Source organism: Enterococcus sp. DIV1937 (assembly GCF_050535975.1).
GTDB classification, from domain to species: Bacteria; Bacillota; Bacilli; order Lactobacillales; family Enterococcaceae; genus Enterococcus; species Enterococcus faecalis.
On record NZ_CP172909.1, the window covers coordinates 2,599,475 to 2,622,686 of the forward strand.

Sequence of the window (23,212 nt, forward strand, 5' to 3'; positions counted from 1 at the left end):
TCTCCTATGTCTGTCATTCTTTGTTGTATTATAAGCACCAAAAGACCGAAAGATAAGCCAAAAATTTTTGACTTATATCCCGATCTTGCGTGTATGCTGTCGTTCTTAGTTTCCTGTGTTAGCAGGTGTATCTGTCAAAGTCCAAGTAAAAGTTGTCGTGTATTTTTTCGCATATTTTGTGGTTGAACCAGGTACTTCTAATGAAATACTTGTTTTAGCGGCATCTACACTATCGCCCCAGCTCATTAAGTACGTACCCGCACCTTCTTTATCGCCAGCAGCCATGACCACTGATTCAGCCCCAGTTGGGTTTAATTCAATCGTAGCTGGCGCTGTCGTTGGTTTTGCAGATTGTGAAGCTGAAACCACGCGTCCGTTGCTTAAAGTTACTTTGGCCGCTGTTAGTTCTTGATTGGCTTCAGTTTTGAATTGACCATTTTGTTTTACTTTTAGCGTCCAACCTGTTTCAGTCCCACGATTATCTGAGACTTGAACAAAGTTCGGGCCTTCTTGGTCGGCACCAGCATTATCTTTGTATTTTTGTGTTTCTGCATAGTAGGTCATATTTTTTGAGGTAATCGTTTGTTCCCCAAAAGATAAGCTAGATGCATAGTCAATGGATAACGGGCCTGCTGTCCCTGGCTTAGGCCCTGTCGGATCAGTTGGATCAACTGGCGTAATTGGTTTATCCGGATCTGGATTCGTCGGATCAACTGGATTCGTTGGGTTCGTATTTGGTGCAAATTGAATCGCTCCGTTTGTTTGGTATTCACCACCGTCGACCGCTAATGCACTCATTGGTACAAGTGCCAGTGCGCCTAAAGTTGTGGTTGCCATCAATGTCATTACTTTTGTCTTTTTCATTTATTTCCCTCCATTATTTACTGGTACATCTGAAAGTAGCCAAGTCAAAGTTGTTTTATATTGTACTGCATCCTTAGGGGTTTTCCCGGGAACAGTTAGTGAGATTGCCCGTGTGATTGTGGCATTTACTTGCTGTCCTTGTTGATTTTTTTCGGTCACTTTTTCTGCTTGCCCCCACAGCGTGATCCACGTTCCGGCGCCGGTCTTTTCTGGGGCTTGCATGACAACAGTTTCTGCGCCCGCAGCATCTAATTGAATGTTTGCGGTAGCAGTTGGCGGCAATACGTCCGTCGCATTTGAGCGCACACTGGGCTCAGTAAAGGCAACGGTGGCGCCTGTTAATTCTTTGTGTAATGTTTCTGCATTACGAAATTGACCATTTTGTTTCACTTTTAAAACCCAGCCAGCATTGGTTCCCCGTAAATCACTTACTTGTACATAATTAGCAGTTGCTAATTCACTTGCTGAACCATCTGGATTTCTATAGGTTTGCGCTCTGGCAAAATACGTTTGATCCTTATTCGATATCTCATTACTCCCAAAATCCAAACTTGAGGCATAATCGATGGAAAGTGGCCCAGGGGTGCCTGGATTAGGTCCATCAGGATTCGTTGGATCGACTGGTCGAACTGGTTTTTCTGGATCGGGATTTTCTGGATTCACTGGATCCGTCCCATCTGTGCTTGGGGTAAAAACAATCGACTGTTCGCTATCAAAAACGACCGTCGCCGCTTCAGCAGGAACAGTGGCGCCAAGCAACATTGTTCCGAATAACAAGGAGTAGACGACTGTTTTTTTCATTTACTTAGCCTCCAACATTCGTTGGTACAGATTTCAATGTCCATGTTAAGGTCGTACGATATTCTTTTGCTAATTTAATCGCTTTACCTGGGACATTTAATTTCACGGCAGTAGCACCTTCTGTCGCATCTTTCCCAAAACGATAGACCCAAGTCCCCATTCCTTTGCCATCTTCTGCTTTGACTAATTCTACTTCTGTTCCAGGAACAAAGGTATGTGCTGCTGTTGGTGTTGGCGCGTATGCGGCATCAACAATCGATGTCACACCTGCATTGGCAATCGATAAAGCAGCCCCAACTAATTCTTCATTTTGGGCTGTTTTGAATTGCCCATTTTGTACAGCGCTTAACGTCCAGCCTTCTTGTGTCCCACGTTTATCCGTTACCTGAACATAGTTGGGACCTGTTGTTCCATCTTTAAATGTTTGAATTTGTGCGTAATAATCTTTCGTATCGGAAGTGATTTTTTGGGCGCCAAATTGAAAGCTTGAAGCATAGTCAATTGATAAGGGGCCTGCAGTCCCTGGTTTTGGTCCAGTTGGGTCAGTTGGATCTTCTGGTTCAACTTTTTCATCTGGATTGGTTGGGTTAACTGGCTTCGTTGGATCTGTATCTGGTTCAAATGTAATGGCGCCATTACTTGTATAGTTCACGTTAATGTCTTCCGCAAATGCTTGTTGTGTCGCTAGGACACCGCTAAATCCTACAATCCCTACTACTGCTAATACTGTTTTTTTCATCTTCTCTTCTCCTTTTAATAAATAATATGCCTATAGTGATAAGGCTGATTCCCAAATAAATAAATGGTTCTTGATTGGTGGTACCTGTCGCTGGTAATCTTCCTTGGCGCGACCCATATACGCCAGAAGAAAGGACGGATGAAGCGCCTCCGTCAGCTGGCTTGGTGGGTTCGGTCGTTGTGGAAGAATTACTTGTCGCTGTTGTCGACTCTTCTGTGGGATATTCATACGTTCCATAAAAGGAGACAACACCACTATTTTCATAAGCTGCTTCCCCAAACGCCGTGTCTGAATGACAGAAGCTGAAAAGACCTAAAAAACAACTAAGCAAAAGGTATTTTTTCATCTCACTTCTCTCCTCCTTGTTATGGTGCCATGACTAATGACCATGACAATGTCCCTTTGAATTCGCCAACTTTTTGTTTCTCGACTGGCACAGATAGTTTAAGTCCCCGTTGGTTTGCCGCACCCCAACCTTGGTTAATTGTATAACTACCTGAACCTGAGCCTTCATTTTCTGTAACAACCGTATCTCCCTTATTGAGTAAAAATTCTCCTTTGTCTGTAACCAATGACAAATCTTCCAATTGATCTGTGCCGTTCGTTAAGGGATTCGTTACCTGAACATTCAGTTTCCAAGGCGTACTTTCTGTCCCGCGTGTGTCTTGAACGACTAAATCATCTGAAAGAGTTGGCCAGTAAACTTCTGGCTTGGCAGAAATTTTTTGTTTGCCAAAATCAATTGTTTTAGGTACTTTTTCTAACGTTAATTCACCTGAAATAGACACATTGACTTTTTTATTTAACGTTTCACCAGCTTCTGTAAATTGATAATTGGCTGGCACCGTTTTGGCTAATTCTTCTGGTTTCGCTTGCTGAATGGCTTGGAAGGTTGCGGAATCAAGACTTGGTGTTTGATTGGCCCGACCATCTGCGAAAATCACCGTTGCTTGTGTCCATTGTGCCAACTCGTCTGAATTCGTTAAGCCATTTGCTTCTTTTAATTTCAAATGCGCACTTGTCGCATACAAAGCAAACGAACGATCTTTGGCAAGGACACTTTCATTTTTCACAACAACTAAATGAACCGTTTTGTTTTGCAAATTATCTCCTGACGTCCCTGCTTCTAATTGAATATCATGTGTCCGCGATACAGTTTTTTCTGCTAACGGCGCTTGAATTTGTGGTAAATCCGTCTCTTTTAATGAGGTCTTGAAAAACGGCCGACCTTTTGCACCGAGCATTTCTATTACTTTATCGACAGTCGTTAGTTGCGCTGCCTCATCTTCTGTGACAATCACCGATTGCCCCGAAAGTTCCACTTTATTTGAAAATTGAACTTTCACCTGATAACTGTAGTTCATATTCGTCGCTTTCCATGAAAGCGGGGTGGTATCTTTTTGCTCTGGAATTTGCTCTATCGCGCTCCCAACTTCACTAGACTTAACCGTTCCTTGGTGCAACCAAGAACCTGTTACTTCGTCAGGAAGGAAGCTTAGGGTTGGTGTTAAAGCACTTGAGGTCGGAATCATCAAACGTCCTTTTTGAACTTTTTGTCCAGCTACTTCGGTGCCCCACGCTTGTAAGGTTAATGGCGCATTGCCGGCTTTGACCTCTTTTACATCATGAGAAATAGTACCTGCACCTGCCACAATTCCAGGCGTTTCCACTTCATAATCGATGATAGAGCCAGGAATTGCTATTCCATAGCCATTGGCGCCCTTGGTCACATCGTTATCGCCAATAAATGTTTTTCCAGTCGCTTTTTCAATCCCATGAAACGTTGTTGGCGTAAGTTTTGTAGCATTATTGACCGTTGGATTAATCGTCAAGACCTGATAGGCTTTGACATTTCCAAACCAAGTCCCTGTGCTATCCACCAAAGCAGTTGTATCTGTCGTTGGTTTAATCCATAAAAGTTCATCTTTTGTTGGATCGACAGCTTCAAAATCCGCAATGTTTACTTTACCTGTACCAGGAATTGTTTCTAATGTTGCATGATCCTGAACCGTTAGTTTGCTAGCTGAAATTAAATTGGCTGTGTTGGTGATCCCAATTCCAGCGTTTTTAGATAGATGAATTGATCCGAATTCATTGTAAGTCGTACTATGGTTCGCGGCAGTAGCAGAAACGCCATTTTTGATGTTCCCACCATTAGCCATTAATTTAATGCCATTGGTGACATTTAATTCCGTAAAGTTGACAACGCCTAAGCCTGTCGCATTTAGTGGTTCTGTTTGATAGTTATTGGTGCCGTCAACGTTAGTCCCAAAGTTAAAGGCCACTTTATTTGAACTAGCATTCACAATTGCATTAGTGAAATTATCTGTTGATGAACCACCGGATAAACCGTTAATACTAACTGCACCTTGAACATTTGCGGTAACATCACGTAAGATTTTTCCGCCACTGATATTGGAATACTGTGTCGCATATAAATTTCCAATACTAGAACCCGCTGCTTGAATATTCATTGTAATCTTGCCGTTCTTGGTATACGCAGCATTGGTTCCACCATCACCGTAAATGCTGGCCCCATTTAGAGATTCCACACCTGTTTTAGTGAAAATATTTAAAGTAATTGTGTTTGATTCATCCGTTCCTAGTGTCGTATTTTGACCATAGGGCCGACCACCAGTAATGTAGGTATTACCAGGCAACTTAAACTCTCCGTTGTAATTTCTTAAATCAATTAAGAGTTTGGCATTTCCAAGAAGTGAGCCCGCATTGGTAATCCCACCTGAAAAACCGTTCGCGCCTGTCCGAGGAGTTCCTGAGAAATTTCCTCCGTAGATGCGGTTGTCTGAATTACCAGTAATTGTATGTCCACCGCTTGCTCCATAAGAAGCGCCCATCGAAGCATTAATTACTCCTTCATAAACCGTTACACCGACATTCCCAACATTTTTGGCATCATTCCAGCCACCGCCTGAAAGAAACCAATCGACTTGACCATTATTAACGATTGTTTGACCGTTTCCATAAACTCGAGCTGCTTGATAGCCTGTTCCTTCTAATGTGTCAGCAATCCCGCCATTCAATGTGTTAGAAGTATTGCCTTCAACGACACCTGAAAAAGAGCCACCATATGTCCAGCGAGCAATGGTATTATTTAAAACAGTCTTAGTATCTCCTTTTATATAGATATCCCAAGTATCATTACTAGCAGGATAGCCGCCGCCACCAACAATATCCCAACCTGAATTATTACCACGACTTTTATTGGTCGTTGAATAATCTAAGCTTGTCGGTTTTGCGCCTGAATAAGCCATACCATCGCCACCTAAGGACCCATCACCATTCGCTGTTCCCACTTCAATTGTTGTATTTCCTTCGATATAACCGCCGCGGCCAGCTGCAGTTGAGTAAATTGCACCATTATTAAACGAACCGCTGACTAATTTAGAAGAAATATTTCCAAAAACTTTAAAAGCTGCTGCTGATTTGGCTAATTCTGCTCTTTGTTGTGGTGTATAAGCATCATACGTTGCTTCATTTGAGGCCCCAATTTGACTCTTGTTAAATTTCGAAACATTGTTACCAGCACCGCCGTTAAAATCATTAATACCACCAGCGGAATTCGTTCCTGCTGTAACCACATTCGTAATATCTCCGATGATCGTTCCAGAATATTGGTTGCCTCCTTCAAAATCTGCACGACCCGCACTATACAACTGTGTATTTAAATTTGTAGTAATTCCATCAGTCGCACGATTCGTTCCTATATCGCCGCGGGAAGAGCCACCAATAAAACGTTGACCCGCTGTATACCAACGGCCATATCCAGAAATATCGTTTGTTACTTTTCCACCAATATTTCCGTATTGAACACCGCCATAATACGTACTTAGTTGGAAACCTGTAGCAGCATTCGTAATTGCAACCTTTGTTGAGACGTTACCAGTAACATTCGCTGTGTTGGTTGCGTTGGTCCCATAACCGCCCCCATAAATTGAAGCAATTCTGCCACCAGAATCATTGACAACCAATGAAGTATTCCCAGTCACTGTCCCAATATTGGCGCCCCCACTTAATGTATTTAGTCCGCTCCGTGTATTGTTAATAACAATCGTAGGATTTCCAGCTAAATTACCACCATTTTGGTTTCCGCCATAGAAATTCCATGTCCCTGTACCTGTACTATTTACTGTTAAAGTTGGGTTTCCTGAAACATCTCCTGTATCCGTTCCACCGTATACGGTCAGACCGTTTCCACTAGAACCGCCATTCAAGTTCAAACTGTAACCATTTAAATACATATTCGTACCTGTATAGTTTAGATTTCTCAAAGTGATGTTTGAGCCAAAAAAGATATTTTGATTAAATCCTAACGTCTTAGAACCCGTTGGCGCCGTTTGATCCATACTAATCGGATCCGCGCTGTTTCCAGTAATCACTAAATGATTGACCTTGCCTTGCAAGGCGTAAAAGGTCATATTACTTGCCGTAACGGTGTCAGGAATCACTTTAGCGGTGGTCGCCGCACTCGTCGTAATATTGTTTCCTATATAAAGAGTGAAATCGCCATTGTTCCCCTGTTGATACAAATCAAACAAGGCTTCTTTCAAGCCAGCCTCTGTCGATGCATATTCTTTGTACGCTGCTCCATCTCCTGCAGGACTTGGCACAACAATCACTTTTGTTTTATCCGCAGGGGCAATTGTGTCCGCAATGGACTGATCAACTGAAACAGCTCTGGCCATGCGTGTCAGTTTCTGTTTAAAGACAGCCGTAAGTTGTGTATCTTCTGAAAACTCTAATTGAAGAAGTTCTTCATTTGTATATGTTTTTCCTTGGTAAGACCAGCCAACGAAAGTCGTATTTTCCTCACTATTCGCCCATTTTGGTAATTCTTCTGTCCGAAGTGGCTGATTTTTTTCTTTTACCACTTGATAACTTTTGGCATCATTTAGAAACAAAGCTTGATCCGTTGTTTCAAAGGTCAACGTGATTTGCTTCTGCTCTTCGCTTGGTTTTGTTTCTGCGGAAGAGGTGGTTACTTTTTCTGTGATAGCACTAGATTCCGTCATTGATGACTGTTCTATAGAATGTGCGCTGCTCTCTTTTGTTGCTTCACTTGTACTGGTTTCTGCTGTTTTTGGCTGTGTCTGCGTACGTTCTGTTTGTTGCTCCCCTTCAATCGCCCACGCTGAAACAGATAAAAATGGTTGTACAAGTAAACAAGTTGCCAATAAAACAGCGATTTTCTTTTTCATTAACTTCATCACTCCTCCCTCGAAGTAAACTTTCCACAACCAACCTATGGCTCAAGTATACGAAGTTTTCTTCTGATTTTTTTAAAGATATTTTCTTAATTTCAAAAAAAAAATTTATTTTTTAATTTTCTTTTTGTTAACTAAACGAATTTTTTGCTGTTTTTGTAAGATAAAAATGTTAATTTGTTCACAAAAATAACAAAAACGTTGTTTTTAACATTAAAATTAACAAACGAGTTCGTAGTATAGCACGGATTTTTTCTCATGTAAACATCATTAAATAAACATTTTTGTTTAATTTATACATATTTCCCAGCTAAAAAAATGACAAAAATAAATAAACAGAGGCCTTAGAAATATTTCTAAGGCCTCTGTTTATTTATACGTATTCACAAACTGGACTGTTTCTTGGTAACATTGTTTAGCTTCTTTTGTTTGATAGTCGAATTGATATTCATGGGTGATCGTTGCTTTCTTATCTTTGAAAAAGAGAGCTGAAACTGGAACATTTAAAGTTTTTAACCGCTGAACCAAGGCTAGTCCTTGCTCTTGGAATGAAAAACTATTGCCATCTGTTAGATACGTCGGGGGAAATTCTTTGGTGACTTTATCCACTAAACTCACTTCTTGCAGTTCCGCACTCGTCTGCCAGTCTTTAGTGCCGAGCAAGGACCAAGCCACTGTTTTAACGAAAAATTTCATAAAACGATTATCACTTTGTTGGTTGGCCATTTGTTTCAAATCCACCGGACCACAATACGAGAGCGTGCCTTTTAAATGGCTAGCCGGCAATGCTGCAGTCATCCCTAGTTCTTTGGCATAGTTGGCATTGGTTTGAACTGTTGCATATTGTAGAGCAATCTGTGCACCCGCACTGTCCCCGCCAATAAAAAGCTTAGATAAATCTAACATGGGATACGCTTGTTTCTTTTCTAACAAAAATTGAACAAGTTCATTGACCTGCTGGAGCTGGCTTGGATAAGGTGCATCTGGTGCTAATTCATAATTCATTGAAATAAAGGCAACTGAGGAATCAGCCACTAAACGTGTCGCAAATTCTTTCATCCCAGACTTATCTCCTCCCACATAGCCACCACCATGGACCCATAAAACGACTGGTACCGCTTGTTTTGACGTTTGGGGATAATACAAATCAAAGGTATTCTTTTTTCTTGAAGAAGGGTATGTTTGATTTTCTTGCAATTGGACATTGGGCAATGCTTTATCATAGGAAGCTGAATCTTTTATTTCAACTTCACCTGCGAATAACTGGTTGATGACCCAAGCGCCTGGCTTAGGAGATAATTGAAAGGCGAGAAACACGCCTAAGCAAATAACCACAAGGATTCCTAACAACCAAAGGATAAAACGTACGATTTTTCTTTTCACTCTATTCACCTGCTTTAATTTGTAGCAAAATTATAGCATGTTTTTTAGCCAAAGCGTTTATTTTGAAACAGCTTTTTTAGAATTTGATGTACTTTTATCATTTGAAATGCTTTCTTAAAAGCTGTAAAATGAACAAAATGACTTTAACCTTTAGGAGGTTGCCAAATGAAAGCTCTGATTTCCATTGATTATACGAATGATTTTGTCGCCACAGACGGAAAACTAACCACTGGTGCCGCTGGACAAGCTATTGAAACGGCCCTTGTTCAACAAACAAAGCACTATTTTGACAATGGCGATTTTGTGGTTTTTGCCATTGATGGGCATGACCCCCTAGATCGCTATCATCCTGAAAATAAACTTTTCCCGCCCCACAATGTCTTAGGAACTGACGGGCGTAATCTGTTTGGCTCGCTAGATGATTTTTATCAAGCTCACAAAAATGAGGCAAGCGTTTATTGGATGGACAAACGACACTATTCTGCTTTTAGTGGTACAGATTTGGACATTCGATTACGAGAACGAGGAATTACAGAGCTTTGTTTAACTGGTGTTTGTACAGATATTTGCGTGTTGCATACGGCTGTCGATGCCTATAATTTAGGCTATCAATTAATGATTCCTGAACGCGCCGTTGCTAGTTTTGATGAACAAGGACACGAATGGGCGTTACGCCACTTTAAACAAACTTTAGGAGCAACCATTCTATAAAAAGACTGGTCAATCCGACCTATCTATATTCAAAAAATCCTGTGAACAACGCAAAAGAGCCTGGGACAAAAATCACTTTGGATTTTTGTCCCAGGCTTAAAAATTGATAAACGGCGGGAACAGAATAAGCAGAGACTGCTCGTTGATAGAAATTAGCTACTCATAAAAAAGTGAGGAATCCCACTTTTTTATAGACCAATGACCGTTGCAAAGAAAGGAACTACTAAAACAGTAACTACACCAACCACTACGACAGAAATACTAGCCATAGCAGCCTCTGTTTCGCCCATTTCTATGCCAACTGCCACACCTAGGGCATGTCCGGCCGCACCTAAAGCTAAACCTTTGGCGATTGGATTGTTAATTTTAAACCATTTCAATGCAATTCGACCCAAGGCATAGGTTAGTACACCATTGAAGATTACGGTAAACGCCGTAATGGAAGCAATGCCGCCAACAGTTTGAGAAATAGGTACGGCAATCGCTGTTGTAGCAGCTTGTGGTAAGATTGAGGCCACTAAATGATTATCCATGCCAATCACTTTTCCTGCAAAATAAACAGCCACTAGCGAACCAAAAGAACCAATTGTTAACGCCGTTAAAATTTCTAACCAATATTTTTTCAACACGTCTCTCTTTTTATATAAAGGAATCGCAAACGCTACTGTCGCAGGCTCTAGAAAGAAGCTGATATATTTACCACCTTCATTGTATTGCTCGTAACTAATTCCTGTTACTTTTAAAACGACAACGCCTAAAATCATCGCAACGAATAATGGCGTAAATAAGAAGAAACCTTTGCTTTTTTTAAACAACCAAGTACCTATGCCAAATACAGCTAATGAAATAATAATGCCAACATACGGATTCATGCGCGAACCTCTCCTTTCGCTTTCTTCGTTGCTGCGGGTTCTTTTTCTTTTCGAGCATCTTTCATATGCAATAAAAAGGCGCCCGTCCAACCAGTCGTTGCTAGTAACGCTAGTGTCGCTACTAAAATAACAAAAACAATTTGAACGCCAAATTGTTGCATAATCCCTAAAGAATTAACTAAGGAAATCCCTGAAGGAACAAATAAAAATGTAATAACCGTTGATAAGCTATTACCTAGCCCTTCCACTTGCTCCAATTTAACAACTTTTGTACATAAACCAATGAACAATAACACCATGCCAATTACTGAAGCAGGCATTGGTATTGGGGAAATGAACGCCAAGCCGTTGGCGATTAACATAATAATGGCAAAAACTGCTGCTTGTTGTAAAAATGAATATACTTTCTTTTCCATTCTTCTTCGCTCCCTTTTGTCTGTTTTCTATGGGTTAAGTATATAAAGAAAACGTTTTTTTAAGGGCTTTTTTTCATGAAATGCCAGAATTTCTTCACCAAATGCAAAAATCACCACTTGAAATGCATTCGACATTTCAAGTGGTGATTTTTTAACTTAAGCCAAGTTTTTCTTTAAATTCTTTGACGTATGAACGGCTAACAGGTACTTTTGAGCCGTTGGTTAAAATTACTTGCAACGTGTTATTAAACCACGGCTGAATTTCTTGAATTTTTGTTCGATTCAAGATGAAACTTCGATGCGTTTTAATAAAGAGCGTGGCAGGTAATTTTTGTTCGATACTGTTGAGGGTCCCTGTCATCTTGTAGACCTGTTGATCCACAAAAATGCTCAGTTGCCGTTCTTCGACAGAAACGAGGTAAATATCTTCTGGCGCCACAAGATAAATGCGGTCTTCCCCTTGAATAGGTATTGCTTCAGATTTTGGTCCTTTTTCAGCAGTGTTTTCTGGGACAGCTTGAGCCATTTCTTTCGATGCTTTTTCAATGACTTGTGTTATTTTTTCTTCTTCAAAAGGTTTCAAAATATAATCTTTTGCATTCACTTGAAAGGCCTTTAACGCATATTGATCATAGGCGGTTGCAAAGACCAAGTAGGGCGCTTTTTTAAGATGGGTTAATTTTTCCGCTAAATCAAACCCGCTTTCATCGGTCAAATGAATATCTAAAAATAACAAATCTGGCTTTTGATCCATCATCTCTTCCATTGCCTCCGCCACAGAATCCGCTTCTGCAACGCTCGTCACTTGCGGATGTTGGGAAACAAGATAGCTCAATTCTTCTCGTGCTAAGGGCTCATCATCAACGATTAATACGTGCATCTAATTCCTCCTGTTCCATCGGGATTTCTAAATGAACATGGCTCCCGCCTGTCTCTAAATTTTCAATTAAAAAACAACCTTCTGATCCATAAAGGTTCGCCATTCTGCGGGACAAGTTTTCCAGTGCCGTGCCGGTGCCTTTTTCCGAAGTCACTGTCGTCTTTCCTAATAGCAAGCGGCGTTCTTCAGGAATCCCTTGCCCATTGTCATACACATCCACATGTAATTTATGTTGTTTTGCTTTGACCACTACCCGAACTTGATTGTTCTCCTTCCGGCTGCCAAATGCATGCTTGATGGTATTTTCCACTAACACCTGAATCGCATACGGCGGTACTTTTTCTGAAGCAACCGCTTCTTCCACGTCAAATGTTACTTGATAACGATTCGGAAACCGTGCTTGTTCTAATGACAAATAGGCTTTTACTTGTTCTAGTTCTTGTGAAACTGGGATCGTAGTTTGCACGGCTCCCTGCAAGTTACCTCGAAAGTATTTGCTTAATTGGAGCAATAGTTTCCGCGCTTTTTCACTGTCTTTCCGCATTAATGCGGAAATAGTATTGATGGCATTAAAGAAGAAATGCGGGTTCACTTGCGCTTGCAAGGATTTAATTTCAGCTTCTTTAAGTAATTTTGATTGTACTTCCGCTTCCCCTAATTCAATTTGTGAAGAAAAAATTGTCCCAAGACCTTCTGCTAACTGTTCCTCGACATGCGTTAACTGCGCTGGATCCGTAAAATACATTTTTAAGGTGCCAACAATTTGCTGATGGGAAAATAATGGAATCACAATCGCCGCTTGCAACGGACAATTAGGGTCCGAACAGCCGACTTCTTCTTTGGCATGTGCGATGGTCATTCGGCCCGTCCGTAACACTTCCCGAGAAAGCTCTGTAATGACTTCTAGCTCTGGAATATGATGATCGCTTCCTGCGCCAACATGAGCTAAAATTTGATGACTGTTTGTCATGCTAATCGCACTGACTTTTGTATAATGCTTAATAATCTCCGCAACTTTTTTGCTGGAATTTTTATTGAGGCCTTCTCGAAAATATGGCAGTGTTTCCGCTGCTAATTCCAAAACATCGTGCGTCTGAACCGCTTTGGCCTGCTCTTCTTGTTTCAATGTCGTCGTTAGAATCGACATAAAAATGAACGTTCCTACGCTATTTAACAAAATCATCGGCAGCGCAATAAAACGAACCAACGTGGCCCCATCCGATAGATCACCGCTGAAAAAGAAAATAAAAATCATCTGAATCATTTCCATGCACGCTCCGACAATGGCAGAAAAGCCGGCAGACGGAAAAACGGTTTGCTTTGCCATGCGGCTCCCTAAAAAACCGGCAATTAAGCCAACAATTAAAGAAGCAGGCACATAAAAGAAACTATGCCCCCCGCCTTGAATAACCCGATGAAAGCCAGCAATTAAACCAACCGCACTGCCGACAATCGGACCACCCACTAATCCAGAAACGCCAATTACTAACGTACGCGTATTCGCAATGGAAGCATTGCTGCTTAAATAGGTTAGTAAATTATTGGGAACAATCTGATTCTTAGCGATTTCGATACCTGTAAAATTAGAAATAATAGCAAATAAACCAAAAATCAAAATCAATTGAACTTTTGAAGACATTTTTTCACGACTTAATAAAACACGCTTAAAATAAGGCACATTCACTAAAAGAAAGGCCAGTAAAATAATTAAGCCCACCCGTTCCATCATTAAAATAAATAATTCGACCACACCGGCACCTCCTTCCTATTAACTATACTATAAATCAAGGAAAAGAAAAAAATGAAGCTTCTCAAAAAAGAGGCTTCATTTTTTCTATTCATTAAAACGCAGGAATATTGGCACCTTTAGAATTTTTCTTGATGTATTCAGCAACTTCTTTTGTTGTCATCGCTTCTTTTAAAACCTTGATTTTTTCGCTATCTTTTTCGCCTTTACGTGTCACAACTTGCAATGCGTAATGTTTACTTGCTTCTTCATCTTCTAACAAAATCGCATCTTTCGTTGTTAAACCAGCAGGTTCTAAGTAGGCTGGGTAGCAGAACACCATAGCGATGTCTTTTTCATCATAGGCTTTAGCTAAATTCAGTAAATCAATGCTTTCAAAAGTGATGTTTTTAGGATTTTCCACGACATCTGCCACCGTGCCGTTAAAGCCGACACCTTCTTTTAATTTAATCACGCCGTTTGCATTTAAAATTGCTAAAGCACGACCTTCATTGGTTGGATCGCTAGGAATCCCCACTTTGGCATTTTCAGGTAAATCTTTCGCATCTTGATATTCTTTTGAATAGAAACCACCAGCAAAATAATAAATCGGTTGCACAGCCACTAAATCAGCTTTTTTCTCTTTGTTAAACATTTCCATGAAAGGTTGATGTTGCGCAAAATTAGCATCCGCTTCGTCATGTTGCACGGCATCGTTGTAGGCAACATTGTCGCTCACTTCCATAATGTTAATTTTGTACCCTTTTTTCTCAGCTTCTTTCTTGGCAATCTCCAAGATATCTTTTGAAGATTCCAATTGCACGGCAACGGTAATCTCCTTGTCTTCTTTCTGGTCTGCTTGTTTATTTCCCCCACAGGCAGCTAAAATAACTGTTGCAATAACAGCGAATGTTGCTAAATAAAACTTCTTCATTCTTTTGTCCTCCTACTTTCTTTTGTCTAGTTTTTGGGCAATGAAGTTCCCAAGCATTTGTAAAATGAAGACCAGTGCAATCATAATCACAATGGCAACATACATAATACCGTATTCATACCGTTGATAGCCGACACGAACTGCAAAATCGCCAATCCCGCCGCCACCAACAACACCCATCACCGTGGAATATGAAACCATACTCACTGTCGTGGTTGTGTAAGCAAGGACCAATCCGCTACGTGCTTCCACCAATAAAAAGTGCCAAATGTATTGGACTTTCGAGGTACCTAACGAATTAGCTAAAAAATAAATTTCTTCTGGAACATCCAACAGCACTTGTTCAACCAAGCGAGCAAAAATCGCGATCGCAACAATACTCAATGGCACAGATGAAGGAATTGGGCCAAACGCCTTTCCTAAAACAGAACGAGTAACTGGAATCAACGCAATCACAAATAATAAATAAGGAAACGAGCGAATAACAGTTACAATGAAATTTAAAACCCAGTACAGCCAAGGTTGATGCCCTTTGACTTTCGGATTAGCCAAAAATAGTCCTAAGCCTAAAGGCAAGCCAACAAGCAAACAGATAGCCATCGAAATCGACATCATAATCCCTGTTTCTTTTAAACCAACCAGCATAGATGGCCAATATTCGGCAAAGGTTTCTGAAAAAGTCATGGACGCAAACTCCTTTCCACTTTTTCTAAATAGGAAAGCGGTTCTTCCTCATATTGCTGAGGATTATTCAGAAATTCGCCAATTAGCTGACCTTTTTCCATCACTAAGATACGATTACATAAGCGCTTCACGGTTTCTAATTCGTGACTGACAAAGAAAATAGTCGGCCGGAATTCCTGATGCGTCTTATGTAATAGTCGAACGACACTTTCTGTATTTTCTTCATCTAATGAACTCGTTGCCTCGTCACATAATAACCATTTTGGATTACGGCTCAACGCTCGAGCAATAGAGACACGCTGTTTTTCCCCACCAGAAAGCTGAGCAGGATACGCTTCTGCCTTATGGGCCATATCAACAAACGTTAATAAACGCTCAATTTTTTCAGGCTGTTTCTCTTTTAAAAGTTTCAAAGTCAACGCAACATTATCATAAATTTTCAAATTTTCTAACAAATTGTAATGCTGAAACACCATCCCCATTTGTTGTTGCTGCTGGCGAACTTCTTTTTTAGAGAAGGTTTGAACATTTCTGCCATCAATACGAATCTCCCCTTCACTCGGTTGTTCCATTAAATTCAACAAACGTAACAACGTGGACTTGCCAGAGCCACTTTTCCCAACAATCCCAACGATTTCTCCTGGTTGGACAGAAAAGTGAATATTTTTTAACGCGTGTGTCTCTTGATAGACTTTCGACACATTCACTAACTCAATCATGATTACCTCCTAAAGGCCGACAAACAAACTATAACAACTAAAAAAACTGTATAACAATTAAAGTAATTCTGTGAAACGATTTAAAAAAACTATTACGAATTAAAAAATAACACACGTTTCGAAAAACAGCGTTATATCAGAGATGTAACTACTTACATCATCTACTAAAACAGAAAAAAAAGCAACCTTTTTATTTGTGAAAAAAACACTATCTGTTTTTTGTCTGTATTATTTTGTACAAATGAATTAAAAATTTCCTGTTTCTACAGCTATTTCCCCACGCTCCTACTAAAAAAAGACATTCTCAGAAACGAGGCATCCAAAATGGGAAAAGCGCTCGTAACGATAATGTCTCTAATGGTTTACTTTTTAAATACAACTGTTTCTTCGACAGTAATTCTTTCAGCTAATGATTGAATCACTGGACAGTTTGGGGAGACAAGCTTCAAACACCGTGTCGCCCGTGCTTGAAAGTCTTCTGGAACAGACACATAAAAGAGAATCGTCACCTGTTTTAATGGTTGTGCGCGTCTCTCTACTTCTCTTGAATACGTGACTTCTATTTTTTCAAACTCAAAGGGAATGTGCGAATTTTCCAAAACGGATTGATATACGTATCCCCCACAAGCGCCAATTGCCGAAACGAGCATTTGAACTGGCGAATATCCCTCTTCTTTTGCTAACACCCAGTGCGCTGTTTTCGTTTGTAATTCAAATTTTTCCACACCACGAATAATCGTCAAACGTTCTACCATTGCCATCTTCACTCCTTTTTACTCTTTCTTAAAAGATACTACAAAACAGCGCTAAAACAAACATTTCTAACTTCTCAACTTAGCAAGTCCTAAAAAAAACAAAATTCTCACTTGACAAACAACGCAACACCTGATAATATACTTCCGTTCAAATCGTAACCATTACGATTTAGATTTTATAAATCCAAAAAGAAAGGAAGTGCCTTATGGCTAAAAAATCAAAAATTGCTAAAGCAAAAAAACAACAAGCAATGATTGCAAAATATGCGCCTATTCGCCAAGCCTTAAAAGAAGCTGGCGATTATGAAGGTCTTAGCAAATTGCCAAAAGATGCTCATCCAAGTCGCTTAAAACTCCGCGATCAAACAGATGGGCGCCCACGTGGCTACATGCGTAAATTTGGCATGTCTCGGATTCGTTTCCGTGAATTGGCTCACCAAGGCTTGATTCCTGGCGTCAAAAAAGCAAGCTGGTAACTCATTATTTCGATAAAGACAACTAGCGAGGACAGTCGCATTTGGGCTGACCTCGCAGCCCCCTTTATCTTTTATACGCAATTAAAAAAATCAAATTGGAGGACGGTACTATGCGCCAAACCATTACGTTAGCTTGCGCTGAAACTGGCGAGCGCCTTTACTTAACAAGTAAAAACAAACGAAATACACCAGAAAAATTACAGCTGAAAAAATATTCACCAAAATTACGGCGCCGCGCACTTTTCACTGAAGTCAAATAACAGGAGGAAAACTTGATGGGCATTCCAATCACCATTGTTTCTGGCTTTTTAGGCGCAGGAAAAACAACCTTAATTAACCATGCGCTTGCGCAGTCACCGTTTCCTAAAGAAGAAATTATTATTATTGAAAATGAATTTGGTCAAACAGGCGTTGACCACGCATTACTTTTACAAACCACGGAACGAATTATTCAATTAAATAACGGTTGCATGTGCTGCAGCTTACGAGGAGATCTTCTTGCCTCTTTATCAGCAATCTTAGAAGTGTATCAAGAAGAACAACAACCCATTGCCCAAGTCATTTTAGAAACAACGGGCATTGCTGATCCGCAACCAATCATTCAAACAATTTTAACGACCCCGCACATCAAAAATCATTTCTATATAGACAGTCTCTTAACGGTCGTTGATGGGCATCATTGGCAACAACAGCTTCAAGAAGCCGAAGCCATCAAACAACTGGCCTTAGCAGATCGCCTCTTTTTTTCTGTCAAGGAACCAGCAGACAGCACTCAGCTACCAACGTTCCAAGAAACCCTTCGTACCATTAATCCTTTTGCTGATATTTTATCCTTTCAAGCCAACGAGCCTCTTTTGGCTAGTGACTTTTTTCAATTAAATAAGTTTACGGCAACACTTACAGAACACGAAATGACTCATTCCCCGCATGAGCACGCCCACGAGCATCATCACCATACCTTTCACTCCCTCACGTTAACGGCGTCCTCAGCCCTCAACGAACCTCTTTTCACTCGTTGGCTTGATTGGTTAATGTATACACATCAGGAAAAGTTATACCGTTTCAAAGGGATTCTCGCCTTACAGGAGCATGACTTGGCCATTGCCATGCAAGGCGTCAACCAGCAAGTGGCCTTTCAAATGACGAATCAACCCCCTCAAGAAACGACAATTGTTCTGATTGGCAAAGAATTAGAGACAAAAAAAATTCAAGAAACCTTTCAAACCCTCAACAAAATAGCTACTCCGTAAATTATTTTTTTACGAAATGGAGGTCCTATATATAATGGAAAAAACTGACTTATCTAGCGCTTATCGTCGACTGAAAAGTCCCAACATCAAAACACGAAAACGCGCACTTAAAATCATTAAAGAACATAAGCGCAATAAACAAAAGAAAATTGCGTAATTCACTAAAGGAGCACACCTATGAAAAAATTTACTCTTCCCCTGTTAGCCGCCTTATCGCTAATCCTTTTCGGCGCTTGCGGCAAAACAAACACCTCTGATAAAACCGCTGACGGTAAAGAAAAACTATCCATTGTCACGACTTTTTATCCTATGTACGATTTCACTAAAAATATTGTAGGCGATGAAGGAGACGTCAAATTGTTAATCCCTGCTGGTTCTGAACCTCACGATTATGAACCATCCGCCAAAGATATGGCTACCATCCATGATGCGGATGTTTTCGTTTACCACAATGAAAATATGGAATCTTGGGTACCAAAAGCTGCTAAAGGCTGGAAAAAAGGAGCCCCGAACGTCATTAAAGGTACCGAAAACATGGTCTTACTTCCCGGCAGTGACGAAGACGGACACGACCATGACCACGAACATGGCGAAGAAGGCCACCACCATGAATTAGACCCGCATACTTGGGTTTCGCCTCATCGTGCCATCCAAGAAGTCACAAACATCAAAGAACAATTAGTCAAACTTTACCCTAAAAAAGCCAAAACATTTGAAACAAACGCAGAAAAATACTTAACAAAATTAACAGCCTTAGACAAAGAGTTCCAAACAGCTTTGAAAGACGCTAAGCAAAAAAGTTTTGTTACCCAACATGCTGCATTTGGTTATCTTGCCTTAGATTACGGCTTAAAACAAGTACCAATAGCTGGTTTAACACCTGAACAAGAGCCAACAGCAGGGCGCTTGGCAGAGTTGAAAAAATATGTCACAGACAATCAAATTCGCTATATTTATTTTGAAAAAAATGCCAACGATAAAATTGCTAAAACGTTAGCTGACGAAGCAAATGTTCAATTGGAAGTCCTAAACCCGCTAGAAAGTTTGACACAAAAACAAATGGACAATGGCGAAGATTATCTTTCTGTAATGAAAGAAAACTTAACTGCTTTGAAAAAAACAACAGATACAGCCGGGAAAGAGGTTCAGCCAGAAACCTCTGAAAAAACAGAAAAAACCGTGGCTAACGGATATTTCAAAGACAGTGAGGTGGCTGAGAGAACACTGACAGATTACGCTGGAAATTGGCAATCCGTCTATCCTTTATTAAAAGATGGCACATTAGACCAAGTCTTCGATTACAAAGCGAAACTGAAAAAAGATAAAACACCAGCCGAATACAAAACCTACTATGATGCCGGCTATCAAACCGATGTCGACCACATCAACATCACTGATTCCACCATTGAATTTCTGGTCAATGGCAAACCACAAAAATTCACCTATAAAGCAGCCGGTTATAAAATTTTAAACTATGCAAAAGGCAACCGTGGCGTCCGTTTCCTTTTTGAAACAGACGATGCCAATGCTGGGCGGTTTAAATACGTCCAATTTAGCGACCACAACATCGCACCAACGAAAGCCGCTCATTTCCACATCTTCTTCGGCGGCGATAGCCAAGAAAGTCTGTTCAATGAAATGGACAACTGGCCAACGTATTATCCAAGCGACTTAAGCAAACAAGAAATTGCCCAAGAAATGATTGCGCATTAAGCATTCAAAAGAGAGGAGGTCGGGACAGAAGTGTTTAACTCCGAGAAATAAGAAGAAATTTCCGAAAATTGTTCTTTAATTTTTGGAGAATTTCGGCTTATTTCCGAAGGAGTTGCTTCTGTTCCCGCCGTTTATCAGTTTTTGAGCGTGGAGCAAAAATCCAAAGTGATTTTTGTCCCACGCTCCTCTCTTTTTTTATTTAGTCAAGCACACCATGTTCTGCTTCAAACGTCGCTAACAACTGGCGCACTTCATCCGTTGATTTTGTATTCATTAATTGTGCTCTTAAATCACTGGCACCTGGAAAGCCTTTGACATAAATTTTGAAGAAGCGATGCAACCCAACAATGGAGCGAGGCACCAATTCCGCATATTTGTCTTGCAAATCCAATTGTAAACGTAGCAAGCCCAGCAATTCTTGTGGCGTATGTGTTTTGGGTTCTTTTTCAAAGGCATAAGGATTTTTAAAAATCCCCCGGCCAATCATGATGCCATCTACACCATATTGTTCTGCTAATTCTAGGCCCTTTTGACGATCGGGAATATCCCCATTAATCGTAATTGTCGTTTGCGGTGCGACACGGTCCCGAATAGCCATAATTTGCGGAATGACCTCCCAATGGGCATCCACTTTACTCATCTCTTTTCGTGTTCGCAAATGAATGGATAGATTCGCAATGTCTTGCTCTAATAAATGCGTGATCCACGCCTCCATTTCCGCCATTTCAGTAAACCCAATGCGTGTTTTGACACTAACAGGTAAGCCACCTGCTTTGGCGGCGTCAATCAATTCAGCCGCGACTTCTGGGCGCAAAATCAGCCCGCTGCCTTTTCCACGCTCAGCCACGTTGGGCACAGGACAGCCCATATTTATATCTAATCCTTGAAAGCCCATCTCCGCTACGCCGATACTCATTTCACGGAAAAATTCCGGTTTATCCCCCCATATATGTGCCACCATCGGCTGTTCATCTTCTGTAAAAACGAGGCGCCCGCGCACACTGTCTTTCCCTTCAGGATGACAATAACTATCTGAATTAGTAAACTCTGTAAAAAACACATCTGGCGCCCCAGCTTCTTTCACAACATGACGAAAGACCACATCAGTGACATCTTCCATTGGTGCTAAAACAAAAAAGGGCTTTGGCAATGTTGCCCAAAAATTCTTGCTCATCTTCATATACTCCGTTTCTGATTTTTTCTTTATTTTCAACGACAATTGTCGACATATTCTGGTGCGAAACATTGCTATTATACAGGGAAATGCACGAAGAATCAAAAAAGGCATACTTAGAAACAAGAAAACTGTCTGAATCTGCTCGCTAGAATGAGTGATTCAGACAGTTTAATCTTTTTACGGCTTAACTACGTAAGCCACGCCCTGTTTCTACAAGGTACCAACAAATGCCATATAAAACGACAATAAATAAGATTAAAATGGTCATAGAAATACCAATTGACACATCTTGAACCCCTAGGAAACCGTAGCGGAACCCAGAAATCATGTAAACAATCGGATTAACTTTTGAGACAGCTTGCCAAAATGGCGGCAACATGGAAATGGCATAGAAAACCCCACCCAAATAGGTTAAAGGCTGTAACACAAAGGTCGGCACAATCGATACATCATCATAGGATTGCGCAAAAATACCATTTAACAAACCAGCTAAAGAAAAGAGAATCGCTGTCATCAATAAAGTCATGATGACCATCAGCCAAGAAACAACGTGCAATGGCACAAAAAATAGAGAAATGATGGTGACTAACGCACCGACCAAAATACTACGACCAACGCCACCAATCACAAATCCCCAAATAATCACATGAGTTGGAACTGGCGCCACGAGAATTTCTTCGATATTTTTCTGGAATTTTTGTGAGAAAAAAGAAGATGAAACATTGGCGTACGAGCTTGTAATGGCTGACATCATAATTAAACCTGGCACGATAAATTCCATATAAGAAAAACCGCCCATGTCGCCAATTCGCCCGCCAATCATTTTCCCAAAAATCACAAAATATAAGGACGTCGTAATTACTGGCGGTACCAGTGTTTGGACCCAAATTCGTAAATAACGGTTGGTTTCCTTCACAGCTAAACTTTTTAAAGCAGTAAAATACAGACTAAACATGTTGATCCTCCCTTTGGTACGTATCCTCGGTAATCTTCAAGAAGAGCTCTTCCAAACGGTTGGACTTATTCCGCATTGACAATACTTTGATTCCTTGTTGACTTAGCTGTTCAAACAAGTGATTGACTCCTTGGTTTCGTTCTACTTCCACCGCTAACGTTAACTCGTCCTCAAATACGCTTTGATAGCCTTCAATAACTGGTGCCTGCGTATAAGGTGCTAAATCAAAAATAAACGTTTCAAATTGTAATTTTGCTAACAAGTGCTTCATGCTGGTGTTTTCAATCAATTCACCAGACTGAATAATCCCAATGTTGCGACACAACATCTCAGCTTCTTCTAAGTAATGGGTCGTCAAAATAATCGTGGTTCCCTGCGCATTTAACTCTTGTAAAAAGGCCCACATTTCACGGCGCAATTCAATATCGACACCTGCAGTTGGTTCATCTAAAATCAATAACTTCGGCTCATGCATCAGCGCGCGAGCAATCATCAAGCGACGTTTCATTCCGCCAGAAAGCATTCGAGCCCGTTCGTTCCGTTTTTCCCATAAATTGGATTGTTTTAAATACTTTTCACTCCGTTTCATGGCTTCTTTACGAGACACCCCATAATAGCCCGCTTGATTGACCACAATCTGCTGGACCGTTTCAAACGGATTAAAGTTAAACTCCTGCGGCACTAACCCAATCTGTTGCTTCGCCCGCACCATCTCCGTATCTAAATCATACCCAAAAATTTTGACTTTCCCCGAAGTCTTATTAACTAACGAGGTCACAATCCCAATCGTCGTTGATTTTCCTGCGCCATTCGGTCCCAAAAGAGCATAAAAATCGCCTTCTTCGACTGTTAAATCAATCCCCCGCAACGCTTCAACACCTGAAGCGTACACTTTGCGTAAATCTTGTATCACAAGAGCATCAGTCATTCGTAAC

At 40.6% G+C, this 23,212-nt stretch carries 23 protein-coding genes; 6 read left to right on the top strand and 17 right to left on the bottom strand.

Going from position 1 to position 23,212, the window contains the following annotated elements; translation table 11 throughout:
* Positions 1 to 105: 105 nt before the first annotated feature.
* The 6 genes from IGL13_RS12485 to IGL13_RS12510 all read right to left on the bottom strand — a co-directional run bounded on the left by IGL13_RS12485 (position 106) and on the right by IGL13_RS12510 (position 9,009).
* Positions 106 to 864, bottom strand: a complete 759-nt coding sequence (locus tag IGL13_RS12485) for a WxL domain-containing protein (RefSeq protein WP_002383195.1) — start codon at positions 862 to 864, stop codon at positions 106 to 108.
* On the bottom strand, positions 865 to 1,665 hold the full coding sequence (locus IGL13_RS12490; protein ID WP_002386238.1) for a WxL domain-containing protein: 801 nt from the start codon (positions 1,663 to 1,665) through the stop codon (positions 865 to 867).
* 4 nt (positions 1,666 to 1,669) lie between these two features.
* Positions 1,670 to 2,404, bottom strand: a complete 735-nt coding sequence (locus IGL13_RS12495; RefSeq protein WP_002365407.1) for a WxL domain-containing protein — start codon at positions 2,402 to 2,404, stop codon at positions 1,670 to 1,672.
* Positions 2,361 to 2,750, bottom strand: a complete 390-nt coding sequence (locus IGL13_RS12500) for an LPXTG cell wall anchor domain-containing protein (RefSeq protein ID WP_002378834.1) — start codon at positions 2,748 to 2,750, stop codon at positions 2,361 to 2,363. Before IGL13_RS12500 ends, IGL13_RS12495 begins: the two co-directional genes overlap by 44 nt.
* A gap of 19 nt (positions 2,751 to 2,769) precedes the next feature.
* The gene (locus IGL13_RS12505) at positions 2,770 to 7,629 is read right to left on the bottom strand and encodes a hypothetical protein (RefSeq protein ID WP_010710240.1); all 4,860 of its coding nucleotides are present in this window, start codon (positions 7,627 to 7,629) and stop codon (positions 2,770 to 2,772) included.
* Positions 7,630 to 7,995: 366 nt separating this feature from the next.
* Positions 7,996 to 9,009 carry an alpha/beta hydrolase gene (locus IGL13_RS12510; RefSeq protein ID WP_002370135.1) on the bottom strand — a complete coding sequence of 338 codons (1,014 nt, stop codon included), beginning with the start codon at positions 9,007 to 9,009 and terminating at the stop codon, positions 7,996 to 7,998.
* Between the two features lie 165 nt (positions 9,010 to 9,174).
* Between IGL13_RS12510 and IGL13_RS12515 the strand changes: the two genes are divergently transcribed.
* On the top strand, positions 9,175 to 9,720 hold the full coding sequence (locus IGL13_RS12515) for a cysteine hydrolase family protein (protein ID WP_002378837.1): 546 nt from the start codon (positions 9,175 to 9,177) through the stop codon (positions 9,718 to 9,720).
* Between the two features lie 188 nt (positions 9,721 to 9,908).
* Here the strand turns inward: IGL13_RS12515 and lrgB are convergent, their stop codons facing one another.
* The 8 genes from lrgB to IGL13_RS12555 form a co-directional block, all read right to left on the bottom strand.
* Positions 9,909 to 10,592, bottom strand: a complete 684-nt coding sequence (lrgB, locus tag IGL13_RS12520) for an antiholin-like protein LrgB (RefSeq protein WP_002365411.1) — start codon at positions 10,590 to 10,592, stop codon at positions 9,909 to 9,911.
* On the bottom strand, positions 10,589 to 11,008 hold the full coding sequence (lrgA, locus tag IGL13_RS12525; protein WP_002354829.1) for an antiholin-like murein hydrolase modulator LrgA: 420 nt from the start codon (positions 11,006 to 11,008) through the stop codon (positions 10,589 to 10,591). Before lrgA ends, lrgB begins: the two co-directional genes overlap by 4 nt.
* Positions 11,009 to 11,159: 151 nt before the next feature.
* On the bottom strand, positions 11,160 to 11,888 hold the full coding sequence (locus IGL13_RS12530) for a LytR/AlgR family response regulator transcription factor (RefSeq protein WP_002354828.1): 729 nt from the start codon (positions 11,886 to 11,888) through the stop codon (positions 11,160 to 11,162).
* Positions 11,869 to 13,638 (bottom strand): sensor histidine kinase, encoded by a 1,770-nt coding sequence (locus IGL13_RS12535; RefSeq protein ID WP_002354827.1) that lies wholly within the window; start codon positions 13,636 to 13,638, stop codon positions 11,869 to 11,871. The genes IGL13_RS12530 and IGL13_RS12535 overlap by 20 nt, the downstream gene beginning before the upstream one ends.
* Before the next feature lie 91 nt (positions 13,639 to 13,729).
* Positions 13,730 to 14,548, bottom strand: a complete 819-nt coding sequence (locus tag IGL13_RS12540) for a MetQ/NlpA family ABC transporter substrate-binding protein (protein ID WP_002354826.1) — start codon at positions 14,546 to 14,548, stop codon at positions 13,730 to 13,732.
* Positions 14,549 to 14,560: 12 nt separating this feature from the next.
* Positions 14,561 to 15,232, bottom strand: coding sequence for a methionine ABC transporter permease (locus IGL13_RS12545; RefSeq protein WP_002368484.1), 672 nt, complete (start codon positions 15,230 to 15,232; stop codon positions 14,561 to 14,563).
* A complete protein-coding gene (locus IGL13_RS12550) occupies positions 15,229 to 15,951 on the bottom strand; it encodes an ATP-binding cassette domain-containing protein (RefSeq protein ID WP_002378838.1) in 723 nt (240 codons plus the stop codon). The genes IGL13_RS12545 and IGL13_RS12550 overlap by 4 nt, the downstream gene beginning before the upstream one ends.
* Before the next feature lie 362 nt (positions 15,952 to 16,313).
* Positions 16,314 to 16,712 (bottom strand): OsmC family protein, encoded by a 399-nt coding sequence (locus tag IGL13_RS12555; RefSeq protein WP_002401676.1) that lies wholly within the window; start codon positions 16,710 to 16,712, stop codon positions 16,314 to 16,316.
* Between the two features lie 200 nt (positions 16,713 to 16,912).
* Between IGL13_RS12555 and rpsN the strand changes: the two genes are divergently transcribed.
* The 5 genes from rpsN to IGL13_RS12580 all read left to right on the top strand — a co-directional run bounded on the left by rpsN (position 16,913) and on the right by IGL13_RS12580 (position 20,145).
* Positions 16,913 to 17,182, top strand: a complete 270-nt coding sequence (gene rpsN, locus IGL13_RS12560) for a 30S ribosomal protein S14 (RefSeq protein ID WP_002354822.1) — start codon at positions 16,913 to 16,915, stop codon at positions 17,180 to 17,182.
* A 110-nt stretch (positions 17,183 to 17,292) separates the two neighbouring features.
* On the top strand, positions 17,293 to 17,442 hold the full coding sequence (gene rpmG, locus IGL13_RS12565; protein WP_002354818.1) for a 50S ribosomal protein L33: 150 nt from the start codon (positions 17,293 to 17,295) through the stop codon (positions 17,440 to 17,442).
* Positions 17,443 to 17,457: 15 nt separating this feature from the next.
* Entirely contained in the window at positions 17,458 to 18,432 is a 975-nt protein-coding gene (locus tag IGL13_RS12570) for a CobW family GTP-binding protein (RefSeq protein WP_002367488.1), read from the top strand.
* Between the two features lie 34 nt (positions 18,433 to 18,466).
* A complete protein-coding gene (locus tag IGL13_RS12575; RefSeq protein ID WP_002383181.1) occupies positions 18,467 to 18,589 on the top strand; it encodes a putative metal homeostasis protein in 123 nt (40 codons plus the stop codon).
* Positions 18,590 to 18,609: 20 nt separating this feature from the next.
* Positions 18,610 to 20,145 (top strand): zinc ABC transporter substrate-binding protein AdcA, encoded by a 1,536-nt coding sequence (locus tag IGL13_RS12580; protein ID WP_002387410.1) that lies wholly within the window; start codon positions 18,610 to 18,612, stop codon positions 20,143 to 20,145.
* A gap of 199 nt (positions 20,146 to 20,344) precedes the next feature.
* Here the strand turns inward: IGL13_RS12580 and IGL13_RS12585 are convergent, their stop codons facing one another.
* From IGL13_RS12585 to IGL13_RS12595, 3 genes are all read right to left on the bottom strand, one after another.
* Positions 20,345 to 21,319, bottom strand: coding sequence for a tRNA dihydrouridine synthase (locus IGL13_RS12585; protein WP_002413934.1), 975 nt, complete (start codon positions 21,317 to 21,319; stop codon positions 20,345 to 20,347).
* 187 nt (positions 21,320 to 21,506) lie between these two features.
* A complete protein-coding gene (locus IGL13_RS12590) occupies positions 21,507 to 22,277 on the bottom strand; it encodes an ABC transporter permease (RefSeq protein ID WP_002378842.1) in 771 nt (256 codons plus the stop codon).
* Positions 22,270 to 23,205, bottom strand: coding sequence for an ABC transporter ATP-binding protein (locus IGL13_RS12595; protein ID WP_002354809.1), 936 nt, complete (start codon positions 23,203 to 23,205; stop codon positions 22,270 to 22,272). Before IGL13_RS12595 ends, IGL13_RS12590 begins: the two co-directional genes overlap by 8 nt.
* Positions 23,206 to 23,212 lie beyond the last annotated feature (7 nt).

Bases quoted from the DNA above. Each gene is read 5' to 3' on its own strand.
- IGL13_RS12485 (WP_002383195.1), bottom strand. From the start codon at position 864: ATGAAAAAGACAAAAGTAATGACATTGATGGCAACCACAACTTTAGGC.
- IGL13_RS12490 (WP_002386238.1), bottom strand. From the start codon at position 1,665: ATGAAAAAAACAGTCGTCTACTCCTTGTTATTCGGAACAATGTTGCTT.
- IGL13_RS12495 (WP_002365407.1), bottom strand. From the start codon at position 2,404: ATGAAAAAAACAGTATTAGCAGTAGTAGGGATTGTAGGATTTAGCGGT.
- IGL13_RS12500 (WP_002378834.1), bottom strand. From the start codon at position 2,750: ATGAAAAAATACCTTTTGCTTAGTTGTTTTTTAGGTCTTTTCAGCTTC.
- IGL13_RS12505 (WP_010710240.1), bottom strand. From the start codon at position 7,629: ATGAAGTTAATGAAAAAGAAAATCGCTGTTTTATTGGCAACTTGTTTA.
- IGL13_RS12515 (WP_002378837.1), top strand. From the start codon at position 9,175: ATGAAAGCTCTGATTTCCATTGATTATACGAATGATTTTGTCGCCACA.
- lrgB (WP_002365411.1), bottom strand. From the start codon at position 10,592: ATGAATCCGTATGTTGGCATTATTATTTCATTAGCTGTATTTGGCATA.
- lrgA (WP_002354829.1), bottom strand. From the start codon at position 11,008: ATGGAAAAGAAAGTATATTCATTTTTACAACAAGCAGCAGTTTTTGCC.
- IGL13_RS12530 (WP_002354828.1), bottom strand. From the start codon at position 11,888: ATGCACGTATTAATCGTTGATGATGAGCCCTTAGCACGAGAAGAATTG.
- IGL13_RS12540 (WP_002354826.1), bottom strand. From the start codon at position 14,548: ATGAAGAAGTTTTATTTAGCAACATTCGCTGTTATTGCAACAGTTATT.
- IGL13_RS12545 (WP_002368484.1), bottom strand. From the start codon at position 15,232: ATGACTTTTTCAGAAACCTTTGCCGAATATTGGCCATCTATGCTGGTT.
- IGL13_RS12550 (WP_002378838.1), bottom strand. From the start codon at position 15,951: ATGATTGAGTTAGTGAATGTGTCGAAAGTCTATCAAGAGACACACGCG.
- IGL13_RS12555 (WP_002401676.1), bottom strand. From the start codon at position 16,712: ATGGCAATGGTAGAACGTTTGACGATTATTCGTGGTGTGGAAAAATTT.
- rpsN (WP_002354822.1), top strand. From the start codon at position 16,913: ATGGCTAAAAAATCAAAAATTGCTAAAGCAAAAAAACAACAAGCAATG.
- rpmG (WP_002354818.1), top strand. From the start codon at position 17,293: ATGCGCCAAACCATTACGTTAGCTTGCGCTGAAACTGGCGAGCGCCTT.
- IGL13_RS12570 (WP_002367488.1), top strand. From the start codon at position 17,458: ATGGGCATTCCAATCACCATTGTTTCTGGCTTTTTAGGCGCAGGAAAA.
- IGL13_RS12575 (WP_002383181.1), top strand. From the start codon at position 18,467: ATGGAAAAAACTGACTTATCTAGCGCTTATCGTCGACTGAAAAGTCCC.
- IGL13_RS12580 (WP_002387410.1), top strand. From the start codon at position 18,610: ATGAAAAAATTTACTCTTCCCCTGTTAGCCGCCTTATCGCTAATCCTT.
- IGL13_RS12585 (WP_002413934.1), bottom strand. From the start codon at position 21,319: ATGAGCAAGAATTTTTGGGCAACATTGCCAAAGCCCTTTTTTGTTTTA.
- IGL13_RS12590 (WP_002378842.1), bottom strand. From the start codon at position 22,277: ATGTTTAGTCTGTATTTTACTGCTTTAAAAAGTTTAGCTGTGAAGGAA.
- IGL13_RS12595 (WP_002354809.1), bottom strand. From the start codon at position 23,205: ATGACTGATGCTCTTGTGATACAAGATTTACGCAAAGTGTACGCTTCA.